12 protein-coding genes are annotated in these 14,201 nt (G+C 63.5%); 2 read left to right on the top strand and 10 right to left on the bottom strand.

Going from position 1 to position 14,201, the window contains the following annotated elements; all coding sequences use genetic code 11:
• Nucleotides 1-206 precede the first annotated feature (206 nt).
• The 10 genes from PF66_RS31145 to pcaR all read right to left on the bottom strand — a co-directional run bounded on the left by PF66_RS31145 (nucleotide 207) and on the right by pcaR (nucleotide 10,963).
• Nucleotides 207-1,106, bottom strand: a complete 900-nt coding sequence (locus PF66_RS31145; RefSeq protein ID WP_193394248.1) for a polysaccharide deacetylase family protein — start codon at nucleotides 1,104-1,106, stop codon at nucleotides 207-209.
• Nucleotides 1,107-1,377: 271 nt separating this feature from the next.
• A complete protein-coding gene (gene pcaC / locus PF66_RS31140; RefSeq protein WP_054060792.1) occupies nucleotides 1,378-1,770 on the bottom strand; it encodes a 4-carboxymuconolactone decarboxylase in 393 nt (130 codons plus the stop codon).
• 11 nt (nucleotides 1,771-1,781) lie between these two features.
• Entirely contained in the window at nucleotides 1,782-2,576 is a 795-nt protein-coding gene (gene pcaD, locus PF66_RS31135) for a 3-oxoadipate enol-lactonase (protein WP_054064827.1), read from the bottom strand.
• Nucleotides 2,577-2,587: 11 nt separating this feature from the next.
• The gene (locus PF66_RS31130; protein ID WP_054064826.1) at nucleotides 2,588-3,946 is read right to left on the bottom strand and encodes a 3-carboxy-cis,cis-muconate cycloisomerase; all 1,359 of its coding nucleotides are present in this window, start codon (nucleotides 3,944-3,946) and stop codon (nucleotides 2,588-2,590) included.
• Nucleotides 3,947-3,992: 46 nt separating this feature from the next.
• Nucleotides 3,993-5,288, bottom strand: coding sequence for an MFS family transporter (locus tag PF66_RS31125; protein ID WP_054057639.1), 1,296 nt, complete (start codon nucleotides 5,286-5,288; stop codon nucleotides 3,993-3,995).
• Between the two features lie 174 nt (nucleotides 5,289-5,462).
• Nucleotides 5,463-6,668, bottom strand: a complete 1,206-nt coding sequence (gene pcaF / locus PF66_RS31120) for a 3-oxoadipyl-CoA thiolase (RefSeq protein ID WP_192842682.1) — start codon at nucleotides 6,666-6,668, stop codon at nucleotides 5,463-5,465.
• Nucleotides 6,665-7,447, bottom strand: coding sequence for a CoA-transferase subunit beta (locus PF66_RS31115; RefSeq protein ID WP_193394249.1), 783 nt, complete (start codon nucleotides 7,445-7,447; stop codon nucleotides 6,665-6,667). Before PF66_RS31115 ends, pcaF begins: the two co-directional genes overlap by 4 nt.
• Entirely contained in the window at nucleotides 7,444-8,301 is an 858-nt protein-coding gene (locus tag PF66_RS31110; RefSeq protein ID WP_054057636.1) for a CoA transferase subunit A, read from the bottom strand. Before PF66_RS31110 ends, PF66_RS31115 begins: the two co-directional genes overlap by 4 nt.
• Before the next feature lie 176 nt (nucleotides 8,302-8,477).
• Complete coding sequence (locus tag PF66_RS31105; protein ID WP_054064824.1) at nucleotides 8,478-9,824, bottom strand: MFS transporter; 1,347 nt, start codon at nucleotides 9,822-9,824, stop codon at nucleotides 8,478-8,480.
• A 296-nt stretch (nucleotides 9,825-10,120) separates the two neighbouring features.
• The gene (pcaR, locus tag PF66_RS31100; protein WP_054057634.1) at nucleotides 10,121-10,963 is read right to left on the bottom strand and encodes a pca regulon transcriptional regulator PcaR; all 843 of its coding nucleotides are present in this window, start codon (nucleotides 10,961-10,963) and stop codon (nucleotides 10,121-10,123) included.
• Between the two features lie 598 nt (nucleotides 10,964-11,561).
• Here pcaR and PF66_RS32525 point away from each other — a divergent pair.
• Both PF66_RS32525 and PF66_RS31090 read left to right on the top strand, forming a co-directional pair.
• The gene (locus PF66_RS32525; RefSeq protein WP_081005909.1) at nucleotides 11,562-11,777 is read left to right on the top strand and encodes a hypothetical protein; all 216 of its coding nucleotides are present in this window, start codon (nucleotides 11,562-11,564) and stop codon (nucleotides 11,775-11,777) included.
• Between the two features lie 371 nt (nucleotides 11,778-12,148).
• On the top strand, nucleotides 12,149-13,624 hold the full coding sequence (locus PF66_RS31090; protein ID WP_054057632.1) for an inorganic phosphate transporter: 1,476 nt from the start codon (nucleotides 12,149-12,151) through the stop codon (nucleotides 13,622-13,624).
• Nucleotides 13,625-14,201 lie beyond the last annotated feature (577 nt).

Raw genomic sequence — 14,201 nt, 5'->3', positions numbered from 1 at the left:
CGAGTTCGACGAGAACCGCCTGATCATCAGCTACCCGATCTCGTTGCTGTGAACCGGTTGGGCTGACTTTGAGAGCAGGACTTCAGGGCCTATTCGCGGGCAAGCCCTGCTCCTACATGAGTGGAGTCTTACGCGGGCTTGCATGCGACATAAATCTGCAGGAGCAGGACTTGCCCGCGAACCGGCCACCGGCAACACCGCTCGACTCAGTGCGAATCGCGGTCCCACCACCAATCCCAGAAACCGGGCAAGTGTACCGGCGTGGAGCTGCTCGGCACCGTACGCGCCAGTACCGCCCGCAGCAGCGCCGAACGATCGGTGTAGAACGGCTGCTCGGCAGTCCGCACGCCGGTCTCCCGCGCACAATCCATCAGGATCTGCAGGTACTCCTGCATGTGCCGGGCGGTATAGCGGTTGAGGTCGTGGAAGGTCACCACCACCGGAATCACCCCATCGACCACCGGCATCTCGCCCCGGACGATCTGCTCGCGCACCTCGGCCAGGTGCTTGAGCAGGTTGGCCCGGCGCTGCGGGCTCGCGGTGATCCCCCAGACCTTGCCATCGTTGGCACTGAGGTCAGTCAGCAGCACGTGCAGCCCATGCTGCCGGTAGGCCGCGAACGTGCGCTTGTCGTAGTTCCAGAACGGCGGCCGCAGGAGGGTCGGCGGAGCACCGGTGATCGCTGCGATAACGGCACTGCCATCGTTCAGTGACTGTTCCAGTTCCTGCGGATTCAATGAACGATGGTTGGTGTGCCAGTGCCCCGCCGTATGAAAGCCGAGGACATGCCCCTCGGCATGTTCGCGCCGCATCAGCGCCCGGCCTATGTCGCTGTTGCCGGCCCTGGGGGCACCGGTCTGGACGAAGAACACCGCCTTGATGCCCGGCTGAATCGGGTTATGGGCCAGGTCGTCGAGCACCGACGCGGTCGGGTTGTAGAAACTCGACGCACTGGGCCCGTCATCGAAGGTCAGCAGGAAACGGATCGGCGGCTGCGTGCGTAGCGCCTGTTCGGTGCTCGGGCTCAGGGGGATCGGCGGGCCGATACAGCCGGCCAGGCCCGTGGCGAGCGCAAGCACCAGGAATGAGGTCAAAAGCGATTTCATGAGGTTGGCCTGGTCCAGGTCACAACAATTGCAGAACCAAGATGTATTCAAGCCATCGTCATGCAGAACGGAATGGGAACTTGAGTGCGCATCTTACCGACAGGATGGCGCAACGTCCCTGCCCTCCGCCATCACACGGAGGGGCCATCGTTCCTGTCAGATCAGCGAAAACGCCAAGTGTTCCGGGATGGGCGTTTTTTCAGACGAATGAGAAAGGACCGCCGCCACGGCCTGTTCCCAGGCAGGCGCATGGGAACAGGCCGTGGAGGGCTTACTGACGCGATTCCACGCCCAGTTCGTCCCACACCGATTCCGCCAGGTGGAAGGTCGCGTTGGCCGCCGGGATACCGCAATAGATGGCGCTCTGCATCAGCACTTCCTTGATCTCTTCGCGGGTCACGCCGTTGTTGGCTGCGGCCCGCAGGTGCAACTTGAGCTCCTCGTTGCGGTTCATGCCGATCAGCATGGCGATGGTGATCAGGCTGCGCGTGTGCCGGGGCAACCCCGGGCGGGTCCAGATATCACCCCAGGCATGGCGGGTGATCATCTCCTGGAACTCCGAGTTGAACTCGGTCAGGTTGTTCAGGCTGCGGTCGACATGGGCATCCCCGAGCACGGCACGCCGCACCCGCATCCCCTCGGCATAACGTTGTTTCTCGTCCACGGACACTCTCCTCAAACCCGGTCCAGCAGGAAATCCAGCACGCGCTGGCTGAAGGCATCGCCGGCCTGTACGTTCGACAGGTGGGCGGCATGGAATTCGGCGTACTCGGCGCCCTTGACGTGCTGCTGGATGAACAGACTGCCGCTGGGCGGCGTTACCGCATCCTCGCTGCCGGCGATCACCAGCACCGGAGCGCGGATCCTGTCCAGTTGCTCGCGAAAATCGGCATCGCGCACCGCCGCGCAGTTGGCCGCATAGCCTTGCGGCGACGTGGCGGCGAGCATGTCGGTGATCGGCTTGACCTGCTGTGGCTGCGCGGCGGAAAACTGCGGCGTGAACCAGCGGGCGATCGCCCCGTCGCGCAAGGCGGCCATGGCCGCCGCGCCATCGCGCAACACGGTCTCGATGCGCGGATTCCACATCGCCGGGTCGCCGATCTTCGCCGCCGTGTTGCACACGATCAGCCTGTTCAAGCGCTGGCCGACATGGATACCCAGCCACTGGCCGATCAGCCCGCCCATGGACAAGCCGCAGAAGTGCGCCCGCTCGATACCCAGCGCATCGAGCAGGGCCACTACGTCACGGCCCAGTTGCTCGATGCTGTACGGACCTTCGGTCACCAGCGAACGACCATGGCCACGGGTGTCGTAGCGCAGCACCCGGAAGTGTTCGGCGAACGCCGGGATCTGGGTGTCCCACATGCCCAGGTCGGTGCCCAGGGAGTTGGAGAGCACCAGCACCGGTGCCTCCTGCGGACCGTCGAAGCGGTAGTGCAGTTCGCCATCAGCCAGTTGTACAAAAGCCACGACAATCTCCTTCAGGTAAAAGCCAGATGCTCGGCCACCGCACGCTCGACCCAGGTACGGGCCTGGCCGAGGTAATGGGCCGGATCGAGCAGGTGGTCCAGTTCTTGCGCGGATAGTTGCGCGGTGATTTGCGGTTCGTCGCCCAGCACAGCCCGCAAGTGGCGCTGCTCGGCCACCGCGCGCTGACAGCACTGCTCCAGCAGGTGGTGGGCGGCGTCGCGCCCCAGGCGCTGGGCGAGGACGATACTCACCGCCTCCGCCAGCAACAGGCCACGGGTCAGATCGAGGTTGCTCAGCATCCGCGCCGGGTCCACTTCCAGGCCTTCGGCAACGATCAGCGCCTGCTGCAGCGAGCCCGAGACCAGCCGGCAGATTTCCGGCAGGGTCTCCCATTCGGCGTGCCACAGGCCGAGGCTGCGCTCGTGTTCCTGGGGCATGGCGCTGAACAGGGTCGAGAGCAGGCCCGGAACCCGGGTCGCGGTGCCGATCAGTACCGCGGCGCCCACCGGATTGCGCTTGTGCGGCATGGTCGAGGAACCGCCCTTGCCCGGTGCCGACGGCTCGAAGACTTCGGCGGCCTCGGTCTGCATCAGCAGGCTGACATCGCGTCCCAGTTTGCCCAGGCTGCCGGCAATCAGGCCGAGGACGGCACCGAATTCCACCAGGCGGTCGCGATGGGTGTGCCAGGGTTGTTCGGCAAGGTTGAGCTGCAGCTCCTCGGCCAGCGCCTCGGCCACCGGCATCGCCTGCTCGCCGAGGGCGGCCAGGGTGCCCGAGGCACCGCCGAACTGCAGGCACAGCAGCCGCGGTTGCAGTTCGCGCAGACGCTGGCGATGGCGGGTGACCGCGCCCAGCCAACCGGCGATCTTCATGCCGAGGGTGACCGGCGTGGCCTGTTGCAACCAGGTCCGCCCGGCCAGCGGTGTGTCCGCATACCGGTGGGCCTGGGCTGCCAATACGTCAGCCAGGCGTTGCAGGTCAGCGTCGATCAACTGCCAGGCACTGCGCAGTTGCAGCACCAGGCCGGAGTCCATGACGTCCTGGCTGGTGGCGCCCAGATGCACATAACGCTCGGCCCCGGCATCGGCGGCAGCGATCCGCTTGCCCAGTGCCTTGACCAGCGGGATCGCCGAATTGCCGGCCGTGGCGATCGCCTCGCCGAGAGCGGCGTAATCGTAGAACCCGGCCTCGCATGCCGCGGCAATCGGCGCGACCGCCGCCTGGGGAATCAGCCCGACCCGCGCCTGCGCACGGGCCAGCGCGGCCTCGAAGTCGAGCATCGCCTGGACCCGGCCCTGGTCGGAAAACACCTGGGCCATATCGCGGGCGATAAAGTAGGCATCGAACAGTTGGTTGCTCGGTCGTTGCATGGAAGATCCCTGGTAAAGGCGCGCCCATCACGGGCGCGCAGGTCGATCAATGATCGTGGTGCAGATACGCCGCCTGTTTCGGCAGGCGCAGGCTGAACAGGAAGGCGACCACCATCATGACGGTCACGTACCAGTAGAAGGCGTTCTCCATCCCCATCGATTTGAGGTTCAGCGCCACGTACTCCGCCGAACCGCCGAACACCGCGTTGGCCACCGCATAGGCCAGCCCCACCCCCAGCGCACGCACCTGGACCGGGAACATCTCGGCTTTGACCAGGCCGCTGATCGAGGTGTAGAAGCTGACGATCGCCAGAGCCAGGCTGATCAGCACGAAGGCCAGGAACGGACTGGTGACGGTCTTCAGGGTCAGCAGGATCGGTACCGTGCACAGTGCCCCCAGGGCACCGAACCAGAGCATCGAGTTGCGCCGGCCGATCCGATCCGAGAGCATGCCGAACACCGGTTGCAGGCACATGTAGAGGAACAGGGCGCCGGTCATCACGAAGCTCGCGGTCTTGGCGCTCATCCCGGCGGTGTTCACCAGGTACTTCTGCATGTAGGTGGTGAAGGTGTAGAAGATCAGCGAGCCGCCAGCGGTGTAGCCGAGCACGGTGACGAACGCCGCCTTGTGGTCACGGAACAGCGCCCGCAGGCTGCCGGCGTCCTTGTCCTGGCGGGTTTCCCTGCTGGTAGTTTCCTTCAGCGAACGACGCAGCAGCAACGAGATCACCGCAGCGACGGCGCCGATCACGAACGGGATGCGCCAACCCCAGGCCTTGAGTTCGGGTTCAGTGAGAAACTGTTGCAGGATCACCACCACCAGCACCGCCAGCAACTGGCCGCCGATCAGGGTCACGTACTGGAACGAGGCGAAGAAACCCCGCTGGCCACGCAACGCCACTTCGCTCATGTAGGTTGCGGTGGTGCCGTACTCGCCACCCACCGACAGGCCCTGGAACAGCCGCGCCACCAGCAGCAGCGCCGGCGCCCAGGCGCCGATGCTGGCGTAGGTCGGCATGAAGGCGATGACCAGGGAGCCGCCGCACATCATCAGCACCGAGATCATCATCGAATTCTTGCGCCCGTGCTTGTCGGCCACCCGGCCGAACAGCCAGCCGCCGATGGGACGCATCAGGAAGCCGGCCGCGAATACACCGGCAGTGTTCAGCAACTGAACCGTCGGGTCATCGGAAGGGAAAAAGGCGGGGGCGAAATAGATGGCACAGAAGGCATACACGTAGAAGTCGAACCATTCGACCAGGTTGCCCGAAGAAGCACCGACGATGGCAAAGATCCTTTTGCTGCGTTCCTCACCGGTGTACGGCGTCGTTGTTGTTGTCATGTTCACTCACTCGTAAGGGATAGTTGCAGTCTAGACATACTTTGCAACAAGCCTGTTCCCCCGGCACACCAGACCTTTGTAGAAGCCTGCCTGCGGGCGATCAATACGACACGGAATCTCTGCTACACCCCATCGTCCTGATCACCAGCAAGCCGGTTCCTACAGAGGTGGGCTTCAGACCCGCTCGATAGCCAGCGCCAGGCCCTGGCCAACGCCGACGCACATGGTCGCCAGGCCCTTGCGGCCGCCGGTTTTTTCCAGGTGATGCAGCGCGGTCAATACCAGGCGTGCACCACTCATGCCCAGGGGATGGCCGAGGGCGATGGCACCGCCGTTCGGATTGACCTGGGCCGCATCGTCGGCGATCCCCAGCTCGCGCAACACCGCCAGGCCCTGGCTGGCGAAGGCTTCGTTCAGTTCGATCACGTCGAACTCGCTCACCGCCAGCCCGAGGCGCTCGGTCAGCTTGCGCACCGCCGGCACCGGGCCGATGCCCATGACCCGCGGCGCCACGCCGGCACTGGCCATGCCGAGCACCCGCGCGCGGGCGGTCAGGCCATGCTTTTTCACCGCCTCGGCGGAGGCCAGGATCAGCGCCGCCGCGCCATCGTTGACACCGGAGGCGTTGCCGGCGGTGACGGTCTTGTCGGGACCGTTGACCGGCTTGAGTTTCGCCAGGGCCTCCAGGGTGGTATCGGCGCGCGGATGCTCATCCTGCTCGACCACGGTCTCGCCCTTCTTGTGGGCGATACGCACCGGCACGATCTCCTCGGCGAAGAACCCGGCGGCCTGGGCCGCGGCAGTCCGCTGCTGGCTGCGCAGGGCGAACGCGTCCTGGTCGGCGCGGGACACCCGGTAGTCGTCGGCGACGTTATCGGCGGTCTGTGGCATCGCATCGACCCCATACTGGGCCTTCATCAACGGGTTGATGAAGCGCCAGCCGATGGTGGTGTCTTCCAGTTTCATGTTGCGGGAAAACGCCGCATCGGCCTTGCCCATCACGAACGGAGCCCGGGACATCGACTCGACGCCACCGGCGATCGCCAGCTCCATTTCGCCGCTGGCGATGGCGCGGAAGGCATTGCCGATCGCTTCCATGCCCGAGGCACAGAGACGGTTGAGGGTCACGCCGGGAACGCTCTCCGGCAGCCCGGCCAGCAACAGGGCCATGCGCGCGACGTTGCGGTTGTCCTCGCCGGCCTGGTTGGCGCAGCCGAGGAACACCTCGTCGACCTCGCTCCAGTTCACCGACGGGTTGCGTTCCAGCAGCGCCTTGATCGGCACGGCGGCCAGATCATCGGCACGCACACCGGCCAGCCCGCCGCCGAAACGGCCGATGGGGGTACGGACGGCGTCACAGATAAAGACTTCGCGCATCAGGCTTCTCCCGGGGCTTGGCCATGGGCCGCGGCAGTGCGGGCCTCAAGATCGCGCAGGGCGCTGAGCTCGACGTCGGTCGGCTCGGCGGTGCTGGCGACCTGCTCGGCGAACCGTACCGGCCAACCGGTGGCGGCAATCACCTGCTCACGGGTCACGCCCGGGTGCAGGGAGGTGACGACGAACTCGTGGGTCCCGGCTTCCGGTTCCATGATGCACAGGTCGGTGATGATGCCTACCGGACCGGCGCCCGGCAGACCGAGGCGCTGACGGGAATCGCCGCCCTCGCCGTGACCGACCGAGGTGACGAAGTCCAGCTTGTCGACGAAGGAGCGCGCCGACTGCTTGAGGATGATCAGCACGCTCTTCGCCGAACCGGCGATCTCCGGTGCGCCGCCAGCCCCGGGCAGACGGACCTTCGGCGAGAAGTAGTCACCCACCACCGTGGTATTGATATTGCCGAAACGGTCGACTTGGGCCGCGCCAAGGAAACCGACATCGATGCGACCACCCTGCAGCCAGTAGCGAAAGATCTCGCCGGTCGGCACCACGGTATCGGCGGTTTCCGCCAGCTCACCGTCGCCGATGGACAACGGCAGCACGCTGGGCTTGGCGCCGATCGGGCCGGACTCGTAGATCAGCACCACATCCGGCGAGGACGTCAGGCGCGCCAGGTTGGCCGCCTTGGACGGCAGGCCGATGCCGACGAAACAGACCGAACCGTTCTTCAGGCGACGGGCGGCGGCAACGGTCATCATTTCATTGGTGGTGTAGGTCATTATTTTGCCTCCGAGGCTTGGGCCAGCTTGGCCCGGAACTCGGCGAAGTCCGCCGTGCCATGGATGTAGTCGGCGATCCAGGCGGTGAAGGTTTCCCGGTCGCGGGCAATCGGATCCCAGGCCTGGTAGAAACGGTTGTCGCGCTCGCTATAGCCATGGGCATAGGACGGGTGGGCGCCGCCCGGGACATGGCAGACCGCGCTGACGGCCCAGGTCGGCAGGACGCAGGCGTTCATCGGAGCCTGCAGATCGTCGACGATCTCCTCGACGGTGACGATGCAACGCCGGGCCGCCAGCACAGCTTCCTTCTGCACGCCGAGAATGCCCCACAGCAGGACGTTGCCCTTGCGGTCGGCCTTCTGCGCATGAATCACCGTGACATCGGGACGTACCGAAGGTACTGCGGCCAGCACTTCACCGGTGAACGGGCAGGTCACACTCTTGATCAGCGGGTTGACCTTCGGCAGGTCGGAGCCGGCATAGGCACGCAGCACCGCGAATGGCAGGCCGGAAGCGCCGGCGACGTAGGCATTGGCCAGGTCGGCGTGGCTGTGCTCCTCGATTTCCAGCGCATGAGGCCACTGCTTCTCGACCGCATCGCGCAGACGGTGCAGGGAACCGACCCCCGGGTTGCCGCCCCAGGAAAACACCAGCTTGCGAGCACAACCGGCACCGATCAGTTGGTCGTAGATCAGGTCGGGGGTCATCCGCACCAGTGTCAGGTCTTTCTTGCCCTGACGAATGATTTCATGACCCGCCGCAGTCGGAATCAGGTGAGTGAAGCCTTCGAGCGCGACGGTATCGCCGTCATTGACGAATTGCTTCACCGCGTCATGCAGCGAAAGTATTTCAGCCATGGATACAGACTCCCGGTTTCAACAAGCCAGCTTGGAAGAAAAAGGCGCGAGGTCAGCGCCGAAGTGAAGCCAGATTAAGCCGGGGCTCGGCCCGCAAACAATCCGATAATCGATTATGTGTTCGATAATCGAACCAATTGTTTGCAGGCTATCGACTCCCCCCACACCCGGTCGACTCAGGTCGCATCCGCGTGGCTGACCCGGCCCTTGATCAGCACGCCAGCCGTCGCCAGCGCCGCCGGTACCACCAGCACGGTCAGCACCTGCTCGAAGTTCCAGCCCATGCCCAACAGCGTAGCGCCCATCCAGGCGCCGAGAATCGCGCCAAAACGACCGATCCCGAGCATCCAGGACACACCCGTGGCCCGCCCCTGGGTCGGGTAGAAGCGTGCCGCCAGCGAAGGCATCGCCGATTGCGCGCCGTTCACGCACATGCCGGCCGCCAGCACCAGGGTTCCCAGCAGGGCGATGTGGCCCAGGCTCTGGCCGACCGCGTAGGCAAAGATCCCGGCCAACAGGTAGAAAGTGCCGATGACCTTGTGCGGGTTGAAGCGGTCCATGGCCCAACCCACCCCGACCGCACTCAGCACCCCGCCGAACTGGAACAGGGCGCCAATGAACGCGGCCTGTTCCAGGCTCGCGCCGCTGTCACGCATCAGCGTCGGCAGCCAGCTGGTCAGCAGGTAGACGATCACCAGGCCCATGAAATAGGTCAGCCACAGCAGCAGGGTGCCGGCGCTGTAGGTGCCGGAGAAAATCACCGCCAGCACATTGCGCGCCTTGACCGTCTTCTGCTCCGGCACGCTGAAGCTCGCCGCCGCGGCCACCTGCTGTGGCGCGATCGGCGCCAGGGCCTTGCGTATCCTGTCCACGCCGCGGTTGCGCACCACCAGAAAACGCGCCGACTCCGGCAGCCAGAGCAACAACACCAGCACCAGCAACAGCGGCAGCAGCCCACCGATCAACAGCAGGCTGTGCCAGCCGAAGGCCGGGATCAGCTTGGCCGAGACGAAACCGCCACCGGCCATGCCCAGGTTGAAACCGCAGAACATGCTGGTCACCAGCAGCGACTTGTGCCGCTCCGGGGTGTATTCCGAGAGCAGCGTCGTGGCATTCGGCATGCCCGCGCCCAGGCCCAGCCCGGTGAGGAAGCGCAGCACCAGCAACTGGTCGACATTGCTGCTGTAGGCCGAGGCCAGGCTGAAGGCGCCGAACAGCAGAACCGCGCCCACCAGCACCACCTTGCGTCCGAAGCGGTCCGCCAGGGGGCCGGAACCGAGCGCGCCGAAGACCATGCCGATCAGCGCCGCACTCATCACTGGCCCGAGGCTGGCACGGTCGATGCCCCAGTCCTGGGACAGCGCCGGCGCGATGAAGCCCATGGCCGCCGTGTCCAGGCCATCGAGAAAAACGATCAGGAAACACAGGATCACCACCCGCCACTGGTACCTGGACAGCGGTTGGCTATTGATAAGGGACTGCACATCGAGGCAGTGACCGACAGTGGATTGAGGCTGGTTCATTATTTTTATTTCCACACAAGCGCGCAGACGAACAGGCGCCGACCGGGCCGGCGACGTTGGATGAAGCGGGTTGGTTCAGGCGTGCCGCGTCAGGACGGCGAACACGCGGGAGAGGTATCGGGAGAGATGTTCATGGCGGTCTGGCCTCTTCATTATTATTAGAGCGGCCCGGAGCGAGCCTTGCAGGCTCGTCAATTCAGGGCGCTGCCGCGACATTAATCAGCGGTATTCAACCGCGCAATTCGATAAACGCGTAACTGGGCGGTTATCGAACAGCTTTGCTGAGGAGCCGGCCATCAGGCGAACAGTTGGGCACTCAGGTCACGGCTGGCGGCGAGCATGTTCGGCAGGAAACGCTGCTCCAGCTCGCTGCGGCTGACACTGCCGGCATGGGTGCTGACGTTCAGGGCCGCGAGCACCTGGCCCGAGGCGTCGTAGACCGGTACGGCAATCGAACGCAGGCCCTGCTCCAGCTCCTGGTCGACGATGCACCAGCCCTGTCGACGCACCTGCTGCAGGCATTCGAGCAGCGCTTCGGGGGTATGCAGGGTACGGCTGGTCTTGGGCTGCAGGTCGGCATGTTCGAGGTAGTCCTGCAGCGACGCATCATCCAGCGCGGCCAGCAGGATCCGGCCCATCGAGGTGCAGTAGGCCGGCAGTCGCCCGCCGACGGACAGATCGACCGAGATCAGCTTCTGCGGCGTGGCCGAGCGGGCGATGTAAAGAATGTCGTCACCCTCGAGGGTGGCCATGTTGCAGGCCTCGTGGAGCTGCTCGCTCATGCGGTCCAGATAAGGCTGGGCCGACACCGCCAGGGGTGTCGAGGACAGATAGGCATGCCCCAGGGTGAGCACCTTGGGCAACAGCGAATAGGTGCGCCCGTCGGTGGTGGCATAGCCGAGCTTGATCAGTGTATGCAGGCAACGTCGCACGGCCGCCCGGGGAATCTCCGTGCGGTGGCTGATCTGCGCGATGGTCAGGTGCCGCTTGCGCTCCTGGAACGCCTGTACCACCGCCAGGCCACGGGCCAGCGACGTCATGAAATCCGGGTCGCCGGTAAAGGCCTGAATCCGCTTGGCGGGCGAGGCGACGATAGGCGGCGCGACGGAATTGAAGGCAGTACGCAGTGGGTCGTTCATTCCAGGTCCTTGTTCACACTGTCAGCCGCTATTACAGGCCGCCGACAGCCGATAGACAAGCCATGCAGGCCCTACATTGTGCGATTATCGAACATACGGCCGATAATCGCAATTGACCTGGGCGGTCCCGAGGCTTATAACGTTGCCTTGCCGCTCTGCGATTCCCGGCATACTGGTCAGGTACCCACCGGGGAACTCACCGGCACGGCCTTACCCACGAAGTAAGGCCGTTCTCCCCTCCCCCCTCTTTTGCAGTGCTGGTGATACAAGCTTCCCTATACAACTGTTATTACCCAGCCAATTAGCGGTATCAAAAACTTCCAGCGAAAGTTTGCCGCCGGGAAACAGGCAGCACTTGCCCAAGCCCTCAAGTTACAGTTCAAAACTCCTACGTGACAAAGCCCCTGGACAAAGTTGACGGGCTCTCCCCTCTTCGCGGTAATATTGTTCAAACCGACCGATATACTCTACGTACGCTGCGTGCCATCAGGCGCCCTCGTGGCCGTGGGAGCCGGGCTCAGCCCTGTCAGGCAAGTCCATCCCGCGCGGTCGTGTTTACAGAGACGGAAAAACCCTTCAATTCAAATTAGGTAACACTGTGACGAAAGACGAACTGCGCGCGGAACTTGAGCGCCAGGAACAACGTTACAAGGATGTTTACGGCGGAGAAGTCACCACCTACGCCGCGCAACCCGAACCGGAACGCAAACCCTGGCGTAAACGGGCCAGTCTTCGCGACCAGGCCTTTAGCCAGGAACTGCAAAAGATGGAACAGGAACTCAAGGCGCAACAGGCCCAGGCGACTCAGCCTTGACACCGTGAGGCTTGCCTCCTGCAGCCTGTCATCCTACCCGGATCCTGCCAGGCTCCCGCATGTCAACGGCTTGTGCTATCCGCGACGAGCCCTGGAAGCCGCCCCACCCAACGGGCTGATTGACGCCAGGCAGGTCCTCACACAGAAATTTCATACAGCCGTTTCGGCCCAGAAGCCCTGCACCGAAACCTCGCGTTTTCCAGATATTTCCAATGAAATCAGAAGCTTGCCAGAGCCCCGGAAAACCTGGGTTTGCAGGGTTTCCTACATTTTTTTTCATTGAAGAATGTTACCGATGGGCAGCTAGTGCATCGATTAGCGGGCTTTTCTGGCATAATCGCGCCCCCTTATGACCGGGTCAGAAAACCTACATGATCGATTTATTCAGCGGACTGGATGCTTGGGTCCTCGTGAGCCTGCTGCTCGCCCTGGCCTTTGTCCTCAGCTTCGAGTTCATCAACGGCTTTCATGACACCGCTAACGCGGTGGCCACAGTGATCTACACCAAAGCGATGCCGCCCCATCTCGCGGTGTTCTCCTCCGGTGTATTCAATTTCCTCGGGGTTCTGCTCGGCGGGGTCGGCGTTGCCTATGCCATCGTCCACCTGTTGCCGGTGGAACTGCTGATCAACGTCAACACCGGACATGGCCTGGCCATGGTGTTCTCGCTGCTGGCTGCGGCCATCACCTGGAACCTGGGAACCTGGTATTTCGGCATTCCGGCCTCGAGTTCCCACACCCTGATCGGTTCGATCCTCGGTGTCGGCCTGGCCAATGCCCTGCTCAACGACATTCCGTTAGGCGACGGGGTCAACTGGCAGAAAGCGATCGATATCGGTGCCTCGCTGGTGTTCTCGCCGCTGGCCGGCATGCTGGTGGCAGGCCTGGTTCTGGTCGCCCTGAAGTGGTGGCGTCCGAAGTCGAAGATGCACAAGACGCCGGAACAGCGCCGCAAGATCGACGACAAGAAGCACCCTCCGTTCTGGAATCGCATGGTACTGGTGGTTTCGGCCATGGCCGTGAGCTTCGTGCACGGCTCCAACGACGGTCAGAAAGGTATCGGCCTGATCATGCTGGTGCTGATCGGTATCGTGCCGGCGCAGTTCGTACTCGACCTGAGCACCACCACCTACCAGATCGAACGCACCCGCGACGCGACCCTGCACCTGAGCCAGTTCTACCAGCGCAACAGCGCCACCCTGAGCGAGTTCCTGGCACTGGGCAAGAGCGTGCAGGACGACCTGCCGGGCAAGTTCAGCTGCAATCCGCAGCAGACCGAACCGACCATCGCCGCGCTGCTGAACGATCTCAAGGGCGTCAACGACTACCATTCGCTGGCACCTGAAAAGCGTATCGAAGTGCGCCGCTACCTGCTCTGCCTGGACGACACCGCGAAGAAGGTCGGCAAGCTGCCGGGCCTGGACGCGCGCGAGAAGGCGGACCTGGAAAAACTGCGCAAGGACCTGACCGCCACGACCGAATACGCACCGTTCTGGGTGATTCTGGCGGTGGCCCTGGCCCTTGGCCTGGGGACCATGGTCGGCTGGAAACGGGTGGTGCTGACCATTGGCGAGAAGATCGGCAAGCAGGGCATGACCTATGCCCAGGGCATGTCGGCCCAGATCACCACGGCCGGAATGATCGGCCTGGCGAACATCTTCGCGCTACCGGTTTCGACGACCCACGTGCTGTCGTCGGGTGTGGCGGGGACCATGCTGGCGAACAAGAGCGGGCTGCAGAGCAGCACGATCAAGACCATTCTGCTGGCCTGGGTACTGACCTTGCCGGCGACCGTCGGGTTGTCTGCCGGTTTGTTCTGGCTCGCTTCGAAGATTATCGGCAGTTGAGTTGACTGCCGTGATCTGAAAATCAAGGTGCCACCTTTTGGGGCACCTTTTTTTTCGTCTCGGTTTTTAATGCTGGTGTTTAAGTTTGGGGGATGCGTGTGTATCCGTTTGCGCGTTTAACTGGTGTAACGGTTTCGCCCCTTACGGGCGAGTTACTTTTTTTCAGACGCCAAAAAAAGTAACCAAAAAACGCTTGCCCCTCCATTGGCCCCCCGCTACGCGAGGGGTTCCCTCATTCCACCCTCGCTCCGTGGGTCGCGCCGCATGGGCATCCATGCCCATCGGCGCTAACTCGGCATCCATGCCGAGTTCCCCACTACACCAGGGCTCCATTCGGCCTGCTGGGAACGGGGCCGGTAGATCAAAAGCAAGAGCAAAGAGCTTCGCGGGCAAGCCCGGCTCCTACAAGTTTACGTCGTACACGGAGGCTGCATACGACATCTATCTGTAGGAGCGGGGCTTGCCCGCGAAGAGGCCATTGAAGTCGCCGAAAAACTTCCAGATGCCCCCTCTGCTTTTGATCTTGCTTTTGATCTACCGGCCCCGTTCCCAGCTGGCTGAGTGGAGGTTCTGTTTC

The sequence above is a fragment of the Pseudomonas asplenii genome (assembly GCF_001293465.1).
GTDB classification, from domain to species: domain Bacteria; phylum Pseudomonadota; class Gammaproteobacteria; order Pseudomonadales; family Pseudomonadaceae; genus Aquipseudomonas; species Aquipseudomonas fuscovaginae_B.
This window is presented reverse-complemented; position numbering and strand designations above follow the sequence as displayed.